We start from the raw sequence: 17,273 nt of genomic DNA, 5'->3' as shown, positions 1-17,273 counted from the left end.
TCACAATTGCGTTGTGCTGAACATTAGCCAGGGCCTCGACACCATGTCAACAGGCAATGTGAGCCCTCACATTCCTCCGCGATGCACTCCCCCGACAGCTGTCGCTCGCGCTAGAGTCGGGGTCGTCGGCGTCCGCCCGACCGCCCGTCTCGATGGAGAGTCACCCATGACCACACCCGCGCCGCTCGTGCACCTGCGCGGCGTCTCCGTGCGGTTCCCGGGCGTGCAGGCCCTCGACGACGTGGAGCTCCGACTCTTCCCGGGCGAGGTCCACGCCCTGATGGGCGAGAACGGCGCCGGGAAGTCCACGCTGGTCAAGGTGCTGACGGGCGTCCACCACGTCGACGCGGGCCGCATCGGGTTCGACGGCCGCGACGTGTCGTTCGGGGGCGTCGCCGACGCCCAAGCGCACGGGATCAGCACGGTCTACCAAGAGGTCAACCTCCTCCCCAACCTCACCGTCGCGGAGAACATTTTGCTGGGGCGTGAGCCACGGCACGCCTGGGGCGGGATCTCCGGGCGACGCATGCGCGAGCGCGCCAGGGAGCTGCTGGCGTCGGTCGGACTCGACATCGACCCGGCGTCGCAGCTGTCGACCCATCCGCCGGCCGTCCAGCAGCTCGTCGCGATCGTGCGCGCGATCGCGGTGCGCACCCGGGTGCTCGTCCTCGACGAACCGACCTCGAGCCTCGACACCGACGAGGTGACCGAGCTCTTCCGGATCATCTCGATCCTCAAGTCCGAAGGGGTCGCGATCCTCTTCATCTCCCATTTCCTCGACCAGGTCTACGAGATCTCTGATCGCCTCACCGTGCTGCGTGAGGGCCGCCTCGTCGGTGAGTACCTCCCCCACGAACTGCTGCGCATCGACCTCGTCCACAAGATGATCGGCAAGGAGCTCGCGACCTTCGACGAGATCCGTCGCGGGCTCGACACCTCTGACGAGGGCGACTCGCTCGACGGCGAGGAACCGTTCGTCGCTGCGATCGGCCTCGGGCGTCAGGGAGGCGTCGAACCGATCGACCTCAAGGTCTACGAGGGCGAGATCGTGGGGATCGCGGGACTGCTCGGGTCCGGCCGGACCGAACTCGCCAGGCTCCTCACCGGGGTCGACCGGGCGGACACCGGATCCGTGGAGGTGGCCGGAGCACCGACCCGCCTCGGGACTCCGCGGCGGGCGCTCAAACAGCGGATCGTCTACGCCTCCGAGAACCGGCGGACGGAGGGGATCATCGGCGAACTCAGCCTCCGCGACAACATCGCCCTGGCCCTGCAGGCCGACCTCGGCTGGTTCCGCCGGATCCCCCTGCGGCGGCAGAACGAACTGGCCGAGAGCTACATCCAGGCGATGGGGATCCGACCCGCGAACCCCGATGCGCTCATGAAGGAGCTCTCGGGCGGCAACCAGCAGAAGGTGCTCCTGGCGCGGTGGCTGGCGCTCGCCCCGCGGCTCCTCGTCCTCGACGAACCGACACGCGGGATCGACATCGGTGCGAAGGCGGAGATCCAGAAGCTCGTGAGTCGCCTCGCCGAGAACGGGCTCTCGGTCGTGTTCATCTCCGCGGAGCTCGAGGAGGTGCTGCGGATCAGTCATCGCATCGCGGTGCTCCGCGATCGGCGGAAGGTCGCGGATCTGCCGAACCATGATCTGACCGTGTCGAAGCTCCTGGCCGCGATGTCGGAGGCTCCGGACGAACGGGTGTCTGACCAGCGTCCGAGCGCCCAGCCGGACGGACCCCGTGGCTGAGGCGTCCCGCCATGCGACGATCTTCGACGTCGCCCGGCTCGCCGGGGTGTCCCACCAGACGGTGTCACGGGTGCTCAACGACCTGCCGAACGTCCGACCGGCGACGAAGGCTCGCGTCGAAGAGGCGATCAAGCAGCTGCGATACGTGCCCTCGCCCGCAGCCCGCACCCTGGTCACGAAGCGGTCGCGCACCATCGGGCTCATCGCCACCGGCGGGACGGAGTTCGGCCCGTCGTCGTCCGTGCTGCATTTCAACGCGGCCGCTCGCGACGCCCGGTGGTCGGTGTTCACGGCGAACATGGTCGACAGCGATCCCGGATCGGCACGCGCAGCCGTCGAAGGGTTCCTCCGCCAGAACGTCGAGGGCATCGCGGTCATCAGCGCTCGGGAGGGCGTCACCGACATCGTCGCCGGCATGGAGCTGAGCGTGCCCCTCGTCGCCCTGCACGCGACGCCTCGAGCGGGCCTGGTGACGGTCGGTGTCGACCAGTACGCGGGCGCTCGCGCCGCCACCGCACACCTCATCCGGCTCGGACACCGGCGTATCGGGCATCTCGCCGGGCCCCCCGACGCCGTCGACGCGCGGGAGCGTGAGCGCGGGTGGCGGGACGAACTCGCCGGGGCAGGCCTCGTCGCGCAGCTCATCGGCACCGGCGACTGGACGCCCACCTCGGGCTACGTGGTCGGTCGGCGTCTCGACGAGGAGGTGACGGCGGTGTTCGCCGCGAACGACCAGATGGCGCTCGGGCTGATCCACGCCCTGACCGAGCAGGGCGTCCGCGTCCCGCTCGACTTCAGCGTCGTCGGATTCGACGACATCCCCGAGGCGGAGCATCTCTCGCCGCCGCTGACGACGGTCCGCCAGGACTTCGAGCTCGTCGGCCGGACCATGCTCGCCACGCTGCTCGACCACGTCAACGGCGAACCGGCGCGGACGACGACGCCCTCGGTCCCGCTCCTCGTGGAGCGGGACTCGACGGCGGCAGCCTCGACGACGATCCGCACCCGCCGGGACCTCGCGCGCGTACGGGTCGACTGAGCCGGAATCCGGTTCCCGATCAGCGGGCCGCGAGCATCCGGTCAGCGGTCCGCACGGACATCGCCATCTGGGCGAGGCCGGGGTTCGCAGCCAGAGCGCTCGGGAAGGTGGAGTTGTCGCAGATCCACAGGTTGTCGATGTCGTGCGACCGACCGTCGCCGTCGACGACCCCCTCCGCCGGATCGGTGCTCATCCGGCACGTCCCCAGCGTGTGCGCGGTGCGCGCGAGCACCCGGGTGCTGCGTGCGCCTGCCGCCGTGAGGATGTCCGTCATCGTTCGGATGGCGTGGCGGTCGATGGCCTCCTCGTTGGCTCCTGGCGAGAAGGTGATCGACGCACGCGGCAGACCCCACTCGTCCTCCTCGGAGGCAAGCTCGAGGCGGTTGCCGTCAGCGGGGAGGCACTCGGCGTTCATGCCGATACCGGCACTGTGGCGCGACAGCTCGAGCTCGTCCATCAGCTCCGATCCCCACAGGCCGCCGCCGCGCACGAGTGCCGTGGCGTAGTTGAAGGGCATGACACCGAGACTCTGCAGGAGGTACCCGCCCACGAAGTCGGCGTCCTCCGGACGCAGGAAGTCCTCGGTGATGAGTGCCGACGGGTAGCCGCGGTACCCGCGGATCTGCTCGTCGAACCGGCCCCACACCTGGACGGCACCGTGGGCGAGGAAGTTGCGTCCCACCTGACCGCTGGAGTTGGCGATGTCGTTGTGGAGCAGGAGGCGGGGCGTTTCGATCCCACCGCCGGCGAGCACGAGCGCCTCGCACCGCTGCCGATGGTCTGCACCGTCCTGCCGGTAGACCACCCCGGTTATCCGGCCCCGGGCGTCGCGCTCGATGGTGTGCACGACCGCATCCGGACGGATCTCGGCGCCAGCAGCGACGGCGGCCGGCAGGTAGGTGATGGCCGTCGTCGCCTTCGCACCGTGGCGTTCGCCCTGGTGGATCGATCCGACGTTCGTCGTCGCGCGCCGCAGGCCGTGGTGGGGCTGGTCGCGGTCGCGGGTGATGATCGCGGCGGGCGCGTCCGTGGCGCGGATCCCGAGGGCTTCGGCACCCTTCGCCATGAGGTCCGCCGGGGCGTTGCGCTGTGGCGGTGCGTACAGATAGGCGCGCGACGGGTCCCAGGGGTAGGGCGTGGGGCCGGAGACGCCGATGAACGCCTCGACCTCTTCGACGTATCGGGTGAGCTCCGCGTGGTCGACTGGCCAGTCCATCCCCTGCCCGGTGTCGCTGCGCAGCCGCAGGTCGCGGACATCGGGGCGCGGGGTGAACGCACCCCAGTGCACCGTGCCACCGCCGACGCCGAAGCCGCTGTTGTTCGGACCGAACGCGGTGGGGGCGTCGCCGCCGCTGAACCGGCTGGACATCCAGTTGATGGTGGTGGCGTCGACCTCGTCCGGCGTGGATTCGGCGGGGTCGTGGTTCGGCCCCGCTTCGAGAGCGACGACGCGGAGGCCCTGCGCCGCGAGGCGTGCCAGCAACGGCGCACCGCCCGCTCCGGTGCCGACCACGACGACGTCGACGCTGTCCTCGAGCTCGTACGTCTGCATGTGGTCGAGGTTCACGCGGCGTCCTCCTGCGTCTCGGGTGCTGGGACGACGCCGAGGTCGGAGGGCTCCCAGTCGTCTCGGGTGTCGGCGGCGAGCTCGTGGTATCCCGCGAAGTCGACGTCCTCGGCTCCGGTCGCGAAGCCGTCGTAGCCGACGCGCGCCAGCGACGCCGGGTGGATGAGCCACTCCCGCACGAGGTCGACGCGCAGGTCCTCGAACCACCGGCTCAGTTCGGCTCCGTCCAGCTGGCCGCCGGGCACACCCTTCCCGTCGATGACCGTGCGGATCAGGGCGTCCTGCTCGTCGGGCGAGGTGGGCCACACCGCCACGAGCTCATCCAGACCGGCGCGGTACGCCTCGTCGTCCGTCAGGGCTCCCATCGGACGCCAGCCGTCGCCGCCGCCAGCCGCGAGATCGGCGTCGACGCGCGCGGCGAGGTCGATCGCCCCGCCGACAGGCTGCGGCACGAGCCGCGCGGCGATCTGTCGCAGGAGGTCGAGCTGCTCCGGCTCCAGCGCACGAGGTCGGTAGTCGGCGTCGTCGGGCAACGCCCGTCGTGCGAGGGTGCTCCGGACGCGCGCCGTGGTCCGTGGTGACGCGATCACGAGCCCCCACTCGGCGGGCACGATCGCGCTGTGGGCGACGATCTCGTCCCACAGCTCCGTGATCGCTCGCGCCACGCGGACGGGACGTTCGAGCGGGAGTAGGTGACCGGCTCCCGGGAGGGACACGAATCGGGCACGCGGGTAGACACCGGACAGCAGGTCCGGCTGCACGGCCGCACCGAGCGCGTCGTCCTGGTCGCCCGCGAGGACGGTGCACGGCAGGTCGAGGACGCCGACGGAGGAGGTGGTGTCCTCCAGGCTGCCCTCCTCCAGCCAGCGGCGCCACGCGAGCGGCGACATGGCCTGCACGGACGCGACGGTCGGCTGCTGGAGCTCGGCCGGGAGCGGGGCACCCACGTTGTCGTCGACGAAGGTCTGCGCATCGGTTTCGGCGATGGAACCGTCCTCGGCCCAAGCGAGCATCTGGCTGCGCTTCTCGTCGGGCATCGGTTCGGGCGTCGGCGGGGAGGGGGCGAGGAGGACGACCCCGAGGAGACCGAAGACGGAGACGTCACCATCACGCACCCGGGACGCGATCCCGGCGGCGACCTTGCCGCCCATGCTGTGCGCGCACAGCAGCCACGGGCCGCCGTCGGCCTCGTCCGCGATCACCGCGAGGGCGGCGTCGATCTGGGCGGACACGGAACCGTCGGTCGCGTCGGGCGATCCTCCCTGACCGGGGAGGGTGACGGGGACGACCCTGAAGCGGTCGCCGAGCTCGTGCGCGAGCGGCTGCGCCGCGGCCGCGTCCAGGCCGAGCCCGGGAAGGAAGAAGACCGTGCACTCGGCCGCGGTCACGGAGTGACCATGCCGCCGTTGACGTTCAGCGTCGCACCGGAGACGTACCCGGATTCCGCTGAGGCCAGGTAGACGTAGGCCGGCGCGAGCTCGGCGGGCTGCCCCGCTCGCTGGTAGGTGTTCTCGTCGTCGAAGCTCTGCATCTGCTCGTCGGACACGCCGTCCGACACCTGCAGTGCCGTCCACACGGGGCCGGGGGCGACCACGTTGACGCGGATCCCCCGGTCGGCGAGCTGCAGGGCGAGGCCCTTCGACAGGTTGTTGATCGCGGCCTTCGTCGCGGCGTAGTCGAGTCGGTCGGGCGACGGCTTGTAGGCCTCCAGCGAGGCCGTGTTGACGATGCTCGCACCGGCACCGAGGTGCGCCAGCGCCGCCTTGGTGATCCAGAAGTTCGCGAAGACGTTCGTCCGGAAGGTCTCCTCGAACTGTTCGTCGCTGAGGTCCTCCACCCGGTCGACGGCGATCTGTTTGCCGGCGTTGTTGACGAGGATGTCGAGGCCCCCGAGGAAGTCGGCGGCCTCCGAGACGAGCCGACGGCATTCCTCGGCGCGGGACACGTCGGCGATGATCGCCAGGCCACGTCGGCCAGCTTCATCGATGAGCGCGAGGACGTGCTCGGCGTCCTCCTCCTCACCCGGAAGATGCGCGATGACCACGTCGGCGCCCTCCCTGGCGAACGCGATCGCCGTGGCGGCACCGATACCGGAGTCGCCGCCGGTGATGAGGGCCTTGCGACCGGCGAGCCGTCCGCTCCCCCGGTAGCTCCATTCGCCGAGGTCGGGAACCGGCGTCATCCGGGCCTGGACGCCGGGCTCCGGCTGGTGCTGGAGGGGTGGTTCGACCCGGGCGTACCGGGTCACTGGGTTGGTCAGCTCGTACTGGTCATGCGGGGACATGACGATCACGCTAGATGAGCGACCATCGGATCCTGTGGGGTTGCGCTCGGACCGTCAGTCAGACATGTCACGGAGCGGACGGCTCCTCCCGGAGCCTCGTCAGCAGAACGAGGAGGTTCCACCCCAGCCGCCGACCCATGCCTCGAGGCGGGGGTCGGACCGGAGCGGGAACACGCCCTCGGCCACCAGCTGCTCCGTCGTGAACGCGGCAGAGCCACCCCATCGCTGCTCTCGACGCGTCGCGCGCCGGGAGCGCAGACGGCCGAGCGAGGTGCCCTCGTCGTCGACGAGCTCGATGGTGCCCACCTCGCCGGTTCCGAGCCTCGCCACCGCGTCCACGATCCACGCGGGGTCGAGGATGACGACGGGCCGCGCGAGGTCCCAGGTCACCCGCGCATCCAGTCGGTCCGAGCCGAGGACCACCCGCGGGTCGTCCCGGAGCTCCGTCGCGCCCGCGTCCTCCAGGACCAATCGGGCCCGAGGGAAAGTGGCGAGGAAGGAGTCCGCTGCGATGAATCCGGCTGCCGTGCTGTGTGCGCCTCGCAGCCGCATCACGACGTCGACCGTGTCGGACCACAAGGCCCTCGGTGCGGAGCCGGGAACGGGGATCGCCGAGAGCAACCGCATGGTCTGGGCGTTCGCGCGGTCCAAGCCGAAGTCGGCGCGCCCGGCCCACTCCGGGCCGTCGTGCCAGGCCACTGCAGTGGAGACGTGGGCGACCACGGCACCGGCCTGCCACATCCGGTGCGCCCACTCCCAGTCCTCCCCGCCGTACGACGTGAAGGACTCGTCGAACCCGCCGACCTCGTCGAACATCCTGCGCGAACACGCGATCACCGCGCCGATGACGAACCGATAGGACCGGTCGTCGGCCTCGAGCAGGTCCTGCGATCTGGCATACGCCTCGGCGAGCCAGCCGGGTTCGGCCAGTTCGCGACCGGTCGCCGCCTCGACGACGGATACGTCCGGGTCGATGCCCGAGAAGTCGGCGTGCCGACGACGGCCTACAGTGACGGCCTCAGGCAGCAGGGCCGGCAGTCGGGTCAGCGCTCGGACGTAGCCCGGCTCCGGGACCGTGTCGGCGTCGAGGAAGCACAGTACCTCGCCGCTGCTCGCCCGCACGCCGAGGTTGCGGACCGCCGCCAGACGGAAGCCCTGGTCCTCCTGCCGGACGAGGATCACGTCATCGGGCACGTCGACGACGCCCGGCGAACCGTCGTCGGCGACGACGATCTCCAGTAGCTCGCGCGGGTAGTCCTGCGCGGCGAGGGCGTGCAGCGTGCGGCTGAGCTCGCCGGGTTGGTCGTAGTGCGCGACGATCACCGACACTCGTGGGAGCGGATCGGGGTGGGTCCCGTCGAGCGTGTCCCAGCGGTTGCCGACGACCCAGGGCCGCCTCATGCGTCCAGCCCGTCCCACCAGCGCAGGTACGAGTCCGTCGCCTCCGTCCACGACATCGGCAGGCGCCGCAAGCCGTGCCAGGTCTGCTGCGGCTGTTCGGCGGCGCTGCGGACCGCGACCGCGAGGTCCGATTCGTCGACGGACGTCAACGCACCCGGGCGCAGGGCGGCCATCTCGTCGATGTACCGATTGCGCATGGCCACCGGTCGCCGACCCCATCCGATCCAGGACGCGAGCGAACCGGATGCGGAGATGTGTCGGTGCGCGATCACGGGGACGGCCACGGCTCTCCCCCGCCGGGCGATCTCCGCGTCGTCGAGCCAGCCGGTGACCTCGACGCCGACACCGAGGGCGCCGGCACGACGGATGAAGGCCTCGAGGTCGGCGGCATGCCCGTCGGAGGCACGACCGAGGACCGTCAGCCGGGTCATCCCGGCGGCCGCTGCGGCGGCCGCCGCCTCGTCGTGTCCCTTGCCGGGGTAGAAGAAGCCCAGGACGCCGACGGATCCGTCGGACTGCTGTCGCTGCTCGCCACCCTGGAGTTCGACCGGCAACGGGATCCGAGCGACCGGTCCCGACCAGACGTCCTCCTCGCGGAGCAGTTCCCGCTCGTGGTCACTGTTGATGACCACGCCCCGCGCGGCGGCCGCCACCCGGGCGTAGGCGGCCCGCCGCCGCGGGAGGTTGTGCGCCCCGTCGGAGGCCTGCGGGACGTCGTGCAGGGTGACGCTCACCCGCAATCGTGCTGCGAGCCGCACGAAGTCGTCGGCAGCCTGCTCCGGTGACCCACCCCAGAGGCGGTCGGTGAAGTGCGCGTGGACGGCTGTGCCGTCGGCGAGGCGATCCAGCCGTGTCGCGTCGACCCGGCGGATGGTCGGATGCCTCGCGGCGACCTCGCTGGCCAGCTCCCGCGCGTAGACGGCGACGCCGTGGTTGCCGGCATGGACGAGGAGGAGCGGTGCCACCATCACGCGGCGCGCCAGACGGCGAGGAGATCCGTCAGCCTGCCGACAGCCGCTGTGACGAGGCCGAGATGGGACGCGTACCAGTCGGTGTGGGCAGCGCGCACCTCGGCGTCGTCGATCTCGGCACCGTCCACGATCCAGTGATCACGAGGCTGGTCAGTGAGCGACCACGCGTCGACCACCTCGGGGATCAGCGGGGCGTGCACAGCGTTCAGGAGGGGCCGACCGGGATCGGTGACGGCTCCGTCGAGGCCCAGTGCTTCGAGCACCCTCGCGCCGAGAGGCAGCCAGATCGCGTTCCCGGGGTGGTTGACCGTGCGGACGTGATCGGCGGTGACCTCGTCGAACAGGTCGGAGACCGCCACGTCGGTGAGGGCCTCACGGGCGCGCAGCACTTCGAGGGAGGATCGGCCGATCGCCCGCACGGCGTCCGGCGGCAACACCGCCGCGACGGGGATGCCGGCGGTGGCCGCGAGCGTCCGGACGTCGTGGTAGTCGACGATCGGCAGGCTCTCCTCGAACGCAGGGATCCGGATGGAGGCCTGGAACGGGTGCAGTCCACCGAACCGCACCGGCGGCAAGGTCAGGACACGACCACCGGTGGCGGCTGCCACCTGCCGGGTCCCGAGGGGCAGACCGTGATAGTCGTCGCGCACCGGCTGCGTCACCACGCTGTGGGCGCTCCGCACGACCTCGTGGAGGCGCTCGGCGTCCTCGGCGGTCATCTCATGCACGGCGGGAACGCGCACGAACCGTCGTTCTTCGGCGTCCATCACCGTGCGGAGGGACTCGGCCTGACAGTTGCCGAGCACCACCCCGAAATCGGCCGGCAGCGGTGCGAGCCCGTAGAACTCCGCGTAGTGCCGTCGACGCGCCGACACAGACGTCTCGGTGGGCGCGCTGATCGTGCCCGGGTCGGCGGTGAGGCTCATGCTCCGACCGTATACCGTCGCCGGAGGCCGGAGGATCGTGTGGCCAGCCGGTTGCGCAGAGGCGCTCGCGTCTGCCAGCCGGTCGGCCGACGCCCACCGTGCGTCTGGCGTGAGCGACGACGGCTATCGGTGATGACAACCGTTATCGATTACATGAAGACATTGCAATTCGTTTATGTATGTGGTGCGATTGATCCATCGCCGGACCTGAAACCTGAAGGAGCACCCATGAGCACCACCGAGATGCACGCCGAGCACACCCTCGCCGACCACACCCACGGAGCCGACTGCGGCCACGAGGCCGTCAAGCACGAGGACCACACCGACTACGTGCACGGAACGCACCACCACGCCGAGCACGGCGACCACTACGACGAGCACGAGAGCGTCGCCGAGCACACCGCCACCGACCACGGCCACGGTGATGACTGCGGCCACGAGGCCGTCAAGCACGGGGACCACGTCGACTTCGTCCACGATGGCCACAAGCACGCCGCCCACGGCGAGCACTACGACGAGCACTGAGCCCGTCCCCGCTGAACGCCTGAGGGCCCCGACCAGACGGTCGGGGCCCTCAGGTGTTCCCGGGCCACCCTCTGACCGGGCAAGCCGGGCATGACCAGGATTCGGCGTCCTACTCCCCCGCGCGAGTCACTCCGCGCCGGTGCTCCTCCGCCGCCGGGAGCGAGACCTCGAAACGGCTCCCCTCGCCGAGGGTGCTGCGCGCGGTGAGCCGGCCCCCCAGCGCCTCGGCGAGGCCGCGGGCGATCGACAGGCCGAGACCGGTGCTCCGTCCGGCGCGGACCCGGGACGGCTCGCCCCGCCACAGCCGGTCGAAGATCCGAGGCAGGTCCGCCGCCGGGATACCCTCGCCGGTGTCGACCACGGCGATCCGCACCGTGCCGTCGACGAGCACCGCGTCGACGTCGATCCGCCCGCCCGCCGGGGTGTGCCGCAAGGCGTTCGACAGCAGGTTGTCGAGGATCTGCCGCAATCGGGCGGGATCGGTCTCGAGGCGCAACGGCCCCGCGATCTGGACGTGCAGCGCGACACTGGATGCCGCCGCGCGCACCCGGTACGCCTCGGCGAGATCGCGCACGACCGCCGCCGCATCGCACCTCCGCAGGTCCAGCACGAGGTCCCCGGACTCCGCCAACGCGAGGAGCTGCAGGTCGCCGGTGATCCCCTCCATCCGTCCCGCCTCATCCAGCACGAGCCGGCGGAGGGCCGCGTCGTCCAATCCGAGGCCGTCGTCCGCAGCCTCGACCCAGCCACGGATGTTCGTCAGCGGGCTGCGCAGTTCGTGGGCGATGTCGCCGAGCAGGCGCCGGCGGGAGGCCTCGTGTCCGGCGACCTCGCTCGACATCCGGTCGAACGCCGCACCGACGCCGGCGAGGTCGTCGCCCGCGGGAAGCTCCGCACGGGCATCACGATCGCCGGCGCTGAACCGCTCGACAGCAGCCTCGAGCCGGCGTGCGCTCCGCAGGGTCGGCACGATGATGAGTGCCGCCGCCACCGACAGGAGCGCCAGCAGCACCACGATGAACCCGGCGACGCGGGCGATCGATCCGGGACTCGCGTCGAGCGGGCCGCGGGCGTCGCCGCGTTCGTCGGTGAGCACCAGGTTGACGGCGGGCGCCGTCGTGGACTTCGCCTGATCGATGCGCGCCTGGAGCAGGCACTCCGCTGCGGTGTCGTCGCCGGTCGGTGCGGTGCGCAGCGCGAGTCCCGCGGGGGCGACCGACGGCGACAGCGCGAGTTCGACGCCGGTGATCAGCGGGGCGTCCGCTGCGAGCAGGCACCCGTTCGTCCGATCACGGAGATCGTCGAGGGCGGACTGCTCGCTCGGCAACGGGGTGTCCAGCGCGGCGCGGCCGCAATCCGGGGCATCCTCGTCACCCGAGACGACCGGCCGGCCGGTCGCCCACACCGCCGTCTCACCGACCGCCTCGCCCAGACACGTCACCACCGCGTCGGCCTGCCGGGCGAGCTGCGCACGTTGCGTCTCGTCGAGCAGGAACGGCCCGGTGATCCCGTCGGGCAACCCCAGCTCGGACGTCACCGGATCGGCTCGGAGCGCGAGCGGGTCGAGCAGCCGGGTGGCGCGCGACGGGCGAGGCAGCTCGGGCGCGGTGTCCGCGATCACCGTCCCGTCGCCGTCGACCACGGCGATGCGGCGTCCCGTCTCCTGACCGAGGACCAACAGCGTCGACCCGACGTCGCTCCAATCCGTGTGGCGCCCGGCCCAGACCGTCAGCGCGTCCATAACCTGCTCGTCCCGCATGAGGTCGGCACCGGACGCCTGCTCGTCGTACCGGTACTCCGACGTCTGGGCGAGCCAGATCGTGCCGCCCACCGAGGCCAGCACGAGCAGGAGCCCGGCCGCGAGATAGCGGGCGAGGAGCCGCGGTACCCGTCGGCGCCCCACCGTTGCCGCTCCGCCGCTGTCAGTCATGTCGTCAGCCATGCTCTCATCGCTTCCCGTCCCGGTTCGCATCCGTGCCCCGATCGCCACGTCACGCGATCAGGTCGCGGCGAGGGCCGTGGTCGGCGACTGCCGAGCGGCACGGATGGACGGGGCGAGCCCTGCGACGGCACCGGTCACCAGCGCAGCGGCCATCCCGGACACGATCGTCTCGACCGGGACGACCAACGGCCAGTCCTGCAGACCGCTCCACGCCCAGGTGCCGAGCAGACCGAGCACCACACCCGTCGCACCACCCAGCGCACAGAGCGTGATCGCCTCCACGAGGAACTGCGCCTGGATCTGACCCCGGTGTGCGCCGAGCGCTCGCCGCAATCCGATCTCCCGGCGACGTTCGAGCACGGAGACGAACATCGTGTTCGCGACGCCGATGCCCCCGATCACGAGCGCGACGGCGGCGAGGGCGAGGAACAGCCCGTCGAAGCTCGACCGGGCAGCGGCCTTGGCGGCGAGCACGGCCGAGGGCTGACTCACCTGCACGAGTCCGCCCGCCCCCGGCGAGAGCATGGCGGCGACGACGGGACGGAGGGCGTCGATGGACGCCTCGACACCGGTGACGTAGGCGACCGTCGGTGCGCCGTCGAAGCCCAGCCAGCGTCGTGCGGCAGCGTCGTCGACGAGGACCGCCGACTGCACATCGGCGGACAGCGGCGTCTCCGCAAGTACGCCGACGACGGTGAACGCGACGCCGCCGACATCGATCGTGACCGGCCGATCGGGCAGCCGCGACAGGCCCAACCGCTCGGCTGCGTCGACGCCGAGCACCGCCGTCGGCAGGTCGGTCCGGTCGAGCCAGCGACCGGAGGTCACCTGGGTCCGCAGCACCCCACGAAGGTCGCCGCGGACGGCAAGCGTGGTCAAGCCGGTCTCCGGGTACCCGCGGAACACGTTGCTGCGAACGGGGGCGTGGGTGTTGCCGACCGTCGCGGCGTCGGTCACGGTTCCGATGCGCTGCAGCATGCCGAGGGCCTCGTCGGGCAGCGGGACGGGCGCTCCGTCGGCACCGGCACGGGGATCGGCACGCAACAGGTCCGCCCCGAGCGCCGTGAGCTGCTCGTCGAGTGCGGCTTGCGAGGACGCGGGCACGGCGGTGACGGTCACAAGGGTTGCGATGCCGATGGCGATGCCGATCGTCGAGAGCACGGCACGCAGGGGTCTGGTTCGGAGCCCGACCGTGCCGACCTCCAGGAGATCACGGATGTCGAGACGTCTGCGGGGCTCACGCATGGGCCATCCTCTCGGTGTGTGCATCGATGTCGGTGTCGGTGATGATGCGACCGTCGCGCAGCTCGATACGACGCGGCAGCCGTGCGGCCAGCTCGGTGTCGTGGGTGATGACGACGACGGTGGTCCCCTCGTCGTGCAACCGTTCGAGCAGGCCGAGCACCCGCTCGCCGTTCGCGGTGTCGAGGGCGCCGGTCGGTTCGTCGGCGAGGACGACGAGCGGGTCGGTCACGATCGCCCTGGCGATGGCGACCCGTTGCCGTTCACCGCCGGAGAGGTCCTGCGCCGCGTGCCCGATCCGGTGCCCGAGGCCCACGCGCTCGAGTGCAGCGCACGCGAGGTCACGGCGTTCCCGCCTCGGAACGCCGCTGTAGAGCAGTGCCGTCACGACGTTCTGTTCGGCGGTCACCCCGTCCGTCAGGTGGAAGCCCTGGAAGACGAACCCGATCGAGCTCCCCCGCACGTCGGACAGCGCCCGATCCGTGAGCTCACGGGTGTCGACTCCGCCGATCCGGACCACGCCGGAGGTGGGCCGGTCGAGCGTGCCCAGCACGTTGAGCAACGTCGACTTGCCGGCGCCGGATCGCCCGACGATCGCGGCGAGCTCACCCGCGTCGATCCGCAGGGAGACGTCGTCGAGCGCGGCGACCCCGCCGGGGTGGATGCGACTGACGTGCTCGAGTTCGAGGGCCGGTGTCGTCATCGTGCCGACACCACGGTCATCCCGGCGTCGATCCCAGCACCGCTGACCTCGACGCGGTCGTCCGCGATCAGCCCGACTTCGACCCCGTGGAGTCGACCGCGTTCGTCCTGCAGGGCGTACCCGCCTTCCGCGAGCGCCACGAGGGCTGCGACGGGCACGATCAGCACGTCCTGCACGGATCGGGTGGCGACCCGGACGGTCACCGCGGCCGCGTCGACACCGTCGAGCGCGGCCTGATCGTCGATCGCGACGACCGCACGGACCTTCGCCTCGGCTCCTTCACCGGTCGTGGTCACCGTGACGATGGATCCGCCGACGGCGCGCCCGTCGGGCAGCTCGATCGTGGCCTTCGCGCCGGCGCCGATGACACCCGCGTCCTTGGCCGGGACCGACGCCTCGACGACGCGGGTCGTGGGCGTGACCGTGAACGGTTGTCCACCCGCCGAGTCGCCGAGGCGTGCGGTCACGGCGGCGATACGACTCGGCGCACTCAAGACGATCACGTCGGCGGGTCCCAGCGTGCCGGTGCACTCCAGGCCCAGCGATTCCTGCCAGTCCCGCACGGCTTCGCCGAACGCCTCCCCGGTCTCGAAGTCCGTCGGATCGCTCCGGCTGAGGTATCCGAGCTCCATGAGGTTCGACGCGACCATGCTCACGTCGGCCCCCTCCATCCCGGATCCGTCTATCGGGCGATAGAGCGGAAGCTCGCCGATCAGGACCGCGACCGGTCGCTCGTTCGCGCGGAGAGCCACGGATCCGCGGTCGAGGACACCGCCGGCCGGGGGCAAGCCGGTGATGATGCCGTCAGCCTTCGTCGTCACGGGCACCGCGGTACCGAACCCGACGGCACCGTCGAGGCGGGCGGTCTGGACGAGCTCTCCCCGCTCGACGACCACGGTGGCCGGCGAGACCGTCGGCTCGACCGGGGCCGCATCGGCCGCGGGGCGGAGCAGCAGGGTGGCTCCCCCGGCCCCCGCCGCGAGGACGGCGCAGAGGACGAGCGAACCAGCGAGCACGGTCCGACGTCGCGACCGCATCATTCGGCGCTCCCGTCCGAGGTGGAGGCCATACAGGCGTCGACGTACTGCATCCCCAGTGAAATCGAGGTGGCGTCGTTCGATTCGCCGCCGAAGGCGAGGTTGATGCGGCCGAACGTGTCCGCCTCGGTGATCTCGACCTCGCGGACACCGTGGTCGCGCAGGCAGTCGACCACGCGCTGCATGAACCGGAGCGCATCCGGGTTCTGCGCGTCGAGCTCCCACGGGGGCAGCGGTGCCACGCGCAGGCAGAGCGCCTCGGCCTCGGCGACCCCCGCGAGATCCTCGGCGACGCCACCGCTGACCGAACCTCCGTCACCGCCCGTCGGAGCGTCCGGCATCGCAGGACCGTGGTCCGCGAGACAGCGATCCCGCGGCTTCCAGGCCTCCGCCTCCTCCTCGTCCGACATGTCGAGGCGCAGCCGCACGGGCTCGCCGTACTCCGCGAAGAGCGGGTCGACGGCCGCGGTCGGGGTCGGAGCGGCGGTCTCCAGGGTCGCGATGCCGCCGTCGGCGCCCTGGTCGGCGGCGGGTGCAGAGCAGGCGGTGAGTCCCGCCAGGAGCGCCAAGGCACCCGCTGCGGCGGTCAGGGATCGATGGATGGTGCGTGGCACGGTTCCTCCTCAGGTGTGGACGGCTGTGACCCACCCTCGTCGCCGGATGTGAGCGACTTGTGAGCGAACCGTGCCGAGCCCGACCGCATGCCGAGCCCGTACCTAGGATCGGAACGTGACCAGAGTCTTGATCGTCGAGGACGATGCACTGCAGTCGGAGCTCGTGCGCCGCTACCTCGAACGCGAGGGGCACGACGTGACGGTGCTCGCGGACGGTGCCGAGGCGCTCGCGGAGGTGCGCCGCTCGCCGCCGGATCTGCTCGTCCTCGACGTGATGCTCCCCGGCGCCGACGGCCTCACGGTCTGCCGGACGCTGCGCGAGGAGGAGTTCGACCTCCCGATCCTCCTGCTCACCGCCCGCTCGACGGAGAACGACCTGCTGCTCGGGCTCGAGCTCGGCGCCGACGACTACCTCGCCAAGCCGTACAGCCCCCGCGAGCTCGTCGCGCGGGTCCGCGCTCTCCTGAGACGCGCGCGCCGCACCGTGACCGCGTCGACGGTCATCGCGGTCGGCGACCTCGAGATCGACCCGGACCGCCATCAGGCCACCCTCGGGGAGCGACCGCTGGACCTCACGCGTGCCGAGTTCGACCTCCTGGAGGAGTTCGCCCTGCATCCCGGTATCGTCCTCAGCCGTGCCCGCCTGCTGGACCGGCTCCACGGCACGGACCGCTGGATCGGCGACCGCACCATCGACACCCACGTGAAGAACCTCCGGGCGAAGATCGAGACCGATCCGCAGCGTCCGGCCAGGCTGGTCACCGTCTACGGTGTCGGGTACACCCTCCACGCCCGCTGAGACCGGCGCGGGCTCCCCCGGAACGATGTCATGGCCGGGCGCGCTCCGAGCCTGAGCGGGCGGCCTTCACGAGGAGGCGACCGACCACCGCGAGTTCTCGCTGGGTGAGGCCGTTGAGTGGACTGTGCCGGAGCACCGCATCGATCATCGACGATCTGACGGCGCTCCCACGCGCCGACAGGGAGACGACACGCTGCCGGCGATCCGAGACGTCCGGGAGCCGCTCCACGAGCCCACGCTGCTCGAGCTGCCCGTAGAGGAACGTCGCGTTCTGCGGCGTGCAGTGCATGCGTGCCGCGAGCTCCTTCATCGGCAACGCGTCCACATCGGGTTCGACCATCCACAACGCGTACGCGGTGTTCATGGTGAGACCCAGCTCGTCGAGCGCCGGCGTCACCGACTCCGTCGTCCGGGCCGTGACGTCGTACGCAGCCAGCAGCGCGGAAGCCGTGTCCGCGGTCCTCAGGTCCATGGGG

At 71.2% G+C, this 17,273-nt stretch carries 16 protein-coding genes; 4 read left to right on the top strand and 12 right to left on the bottom strand.

Annotated features, from left to right (window positions below):
• Nucleotides 1-166: 166 nt before the first annotated feature.
• Both ITJ57_RS10155 and ITJ57_RS10150 read left to right on the top strand, forming a co-directional pair.
• Nucleotides 167-1,747 carry a sugar ABC transporter ATP-binding protein gene (locus tag ITJ57_RS10155; RefSeq protein ID WP_194669905.1) on the top strand — a complete coding sequence of 527 codons (1,581 nt, stop codon included), beginning with the start codon at nucleotides 167-169 and terminating at the stop codon, nucleotides 1,745-1,747.
• Nucleotides 1,740-2,786 (top strand): LacI family DNA-binding transcriptional regulator, encoded by a 1,047-nt coding sequence (locus ITJ57_RS10150; protein WP_194669904.1) that lies wholly within the window; start codon nucleotides 1,740-1,742, stop codon nucleotides 2,784-2,786. The genes ITJ57_RS10155 and ITJ57_RS10150 overlap by 8 nt, the downstream gene beginning before the upstream one ends.
• 19 nt (nucleotides 2,787-2,805) lie before the next feature.
• Here ITJ57_RS10150 and ITJ57_RS10145 read toward each other — a convergent pair whose 3' ends face one another.
• The 6 genes from ITJ57_RS10145 to ITJ57_RS10120 all read right to left on the bottom strand — a co-directional run bounded on the left by ITJ57_RS10145 (nucleotide 2,806) and on the right by ITJ57_RS10120 (nucleotide 9,935).
• Entirely contained in the window at nucleotides 2,806-4,353 is a 1,548-nt protein-coding gene (locus ITJ57_RS10145) for a GMC oxidoreductase (protein WP_370582312.1), read from the bottom strand.
• Entirely contained in the window at nucleotides 4,350-5,741 is a 1,392-nt protein-coding gene (locus tag ITJ57_RS10140) for an alpha/beta fold hydrolase (protein ID WP_194669903.1), read from the bottom strand. The genes ITJ57_RS10145 and ITJ57_RS10140 overlap by 4 nt, the downstream gene beginning before the upstream one ends.
• Complete coding sequence (locus ITJ57_RS10135; protein ID WP_194669902.1) at nucleotides 5,738-6,637, bottom strand: SDR family oxidoreductase; 900 nt, start codon at nucleotides 6,635-6,637, stop codon at nucleotides 5,738-5,740. Before ITJ57_RS10135 ends, ITJ57_RS10140 begins: the two co-directional genes overlap by 4 nt.
• A 99-nt stretch (nucleotides 6,638-6,736) precedes the next feature.
• Nucleotides 6,737-8,038, bottom strand: coding sequence for a glycosyltransferase (locus ITJ57_RS10130; RefSeq protein WP_194669901.1), 1,302 nt, complete (start codon nucleotides 8,036-8,038; stop codon nucleotides 6,737-6,739).
• Nucleotides 8,035-9,009 (bottom strand): hypothetical protein, encoded by a 975-nt coding sequence (locus tag ITJ57_RS10125; RefSeq protein ID WP_194669900.1) that lies wholly within the window; start codon nucleotides 9,007-9,009, stop codon nucleotides 8,035-8,037. The genes ITJ57_RS10130 and ITJ57_RS10125 overlap by 4 nt, the downstream gene beginning before the upstream one ends.
• Complete coding sequence (locus tag ITJ57_RS10120) at nucleotides 9,006-9,935, bottom strand: WcbI family polysaccharide biosynthesis putative acetyltransferase (protein WP_194669899.1); 930 nt, start codon at nucleotides 9,933-9,935, stop codon at nucleotides 9,006-9,008. Before ITJ57_RS10120 ends, ITJ57_RS10125 begins: the two co-directional genes overlap by 4 nt.
• 228 nt (nucleotides 9,936-10,163) lie before the next feature.
• Here ITJ57_RS10120 and ITJ57_RS10115 point away from each other — a divergent pair, with 228 nt between their 5' ends.
• Nucleotides 10,164-10,460: a hypothetical protein gene (locus ITJ57_RS10115; RefSeq protein WP_194669898.1), complete on the top strand. Its 297-nt coding sequence runs from the start codon at nucleotides 10,164-10,166 to the stop codon at nucleotides 10,458-10,460.
• Nucleotides 10,461-10,569: 109 nt separating this feature from the next.
• Here ITJ57_RS10115 and ITJ57_RS10110 read toward each other — a convergent pair whose 3' ends face one another.
• The 5 genes from ITJ57_RS10110 to ITJ57_RS10090 form a co-directional block, all read right to left on the bottom strand.
• The gene (locus tag ITJ57_RS10110; RefSeq protein WP_194669897.1) at nucleotides 10,570-12,390 is read right to left on the bottom strand and encodes a cell wall metabolism sensor histidine kinase WalK; all 1,821 of its coding nucleotides are present in this window, start codon (nucleotides 12,388-12,390) and stop codon (nucleotides 10,570-10,572) included.
• A 69-nt stretch (nucleotides 12,391-12,459) separates the two neighbouring features.
• Nucleotides 12,460-13,647 carry an ABC transporter permease gene (locus ITJ57_RS10105; protein ID WP_194669896.1) on the bottom strand — a complete coding sequence of 396 codons (1,188 nt, stop codon included), beginning with the start codon at nucleotides 13,645-13,647 and terminating at the stop codon, nucleotides 12,460-12,462.
• Nucleotides 13,640-14,347: an ABC transporter ATP-binding protein gene (locus ITJ57_RS10100; RefSeq protein WP_194669895.1), complete on the bottom strand. Its 708-nt coding sequence runs from the start codon at nucleotides 14,345-14,347 to the stop codon at nucleotides 13,640-13,642. The genes ITJ57_RS10105 and ITJ57_RS10100 overlap by 8 nt, the downstream gene beginning before the upstream one ends.
• Nucleotides 14,344-15,387, bottom strand: a complete 1,044-nt coding sequence (locus ITJ57_RS10095; RefSeq protein WP_194669894.1) for a peptidoglycan-binding protein — start codon at nucleotides 15,385-15,387, stop codon at nucleotides 14,344-14,346. Before ITJ57_RS10095 ends, ITJ57_RS10100 begins: the two co-directional genes overlap by 4 nt.
• Entirely contained in the window at nucleotides 15,384-15,998 is a 615-nt protein-coding gene (locus tag ITJ57_RS10090; RefSeq protein WP_194669893.1) for a hypothetical protein, read from the bottom strand. The genes ITJ57_RS10095 and ITJ57_RS10090 overlap by 4 nt, the downstream gene beginning before the upstream one ends.
• A gap of 115 nt (nucleotides 15,999-16,113) precedes the next feature.
• Here ITJ57_RS10090 and ITJ57_RS10085 point away from each other — a divergent pair, with 115 nt between their 5' ends.
• A complete protein-coding gene (locus ITJ57_RS10085; RefSeq protein WP_370582310.1) occupies nucleotides 16,114-16,797 on the top strand; it encodes a response regulator transcription factor in 684 nt (227 codons plus the stop codon).
• Between the two features lie 28 nt (nucleotides 16,798-16,825).
• On the opposite strand, the gene ITJ57_RS10080 is transcribed toward ITJ57_RS10085, so the two are convergent.
• Complete coding sequence (locus ITJ57_RS10080; RefSeq protein WP_194669892.1) at nucleotides 16,826-17,269, bottom strand: MarR family winged helix-turn-helix transcriptional regulator; 444 nt, start codon at nucleotides 17,267-17,269, stop codon at nucleotides 16,826-16,828.
• Between the last annotated feature and the right edge of the window lie 4 nt (nucleotides 17,270-17,273).

It is taken from the genome of Plantibacter sp. VKM Ac-2880, from assembly GCF_015351235.1.
GTDB lineage: Bacteria > Actinomycetota > Actinomycetes > Actinomycetales > Microbacteriaceae > Plantibacter.
This window is presented reverse-complemented; position numbering and strand designations above follow the sequence as displayed.

What these genes read in the sequence shown, in the direction of transcription:
- ITJ57_RS10100 (WP_194669895.1), bottom strand. Translation starts at nt 14,347, where the DNA reads ATGACGACACCGGCCCTCGAACTCGAGCACGTCAGTCGCATCCACCCC.
- ITJ57_RS10155 (WP_194669905.1), top strand. Translation starts at nt 167, where the DNA reads ATGACCACACCCGCGCCGCTCGTGCACCTGCGCGGCGTCTCCGTGCGG.
- ITJ57_RS10105 (WP_194669896.1), bottom strand. Translation starts at nt 13,647, where the DNA reads ATGCGTGAGCCCCGCAGACGTCTCGACATCCGTGATCTCCTGGAGGTC.
- ITJ57_RS10080 (WP_194669892.1), bottom strand. Translation starts at nt 17,269, where the DNA reads ATGGACCTGAGGACCGCGGACACGGCTTCCGCGCTGCTGGCTGCGTAC.
- ITJ57_RS10135 (WP_194669902.1), bottom strand. Translation starts at nt 6,637, where the DNA reads ATGTCCCCGCATGACCAGTACGAGCTGACCAACCCAGTGACCCGGTAC.
- ITJ57_RS10115 (WP_194669898.1), top strand. Translation starts at nt 10,164, where the DNA reads ATGAGCACCACCGAGATGCACGCCGAGCACACCCTCGCCGACCACACC.
- ITJ57_RS10120 (WP_194669899.1), bottom strand. Translation starts at nt 9,935, where the DNA reads ATGAGCCTCACCGCCGACCCGGGCACGATCAGCGCGCCCACCGAGACG.
- ITJ57_RS10095 (WP_194669894.1), bottom strand. Translation starts at nt 15,387, where the DNA reads ATGATGCGGTCGCGACGTCGGACCGTGCTCGCTGGTTCGCTCGTCCTC.
- ITJ57_RS10110 (WP_194669897.1), bottom strand. Translation starts at nt 12,390, where the DNA reads ATGACTGACAGCGGCGGAGCGGCAACGGTGGGGCGCCGACGGGTACCG.
- ITJ57_RS10130 (WP_194669901.1), bottom strand. Translation starts at nt 8,038, where the DNA reads ATGAGGCGGCCCTGGGTCGTCGGCAACCGCTGGGACACGCTCGACGGG.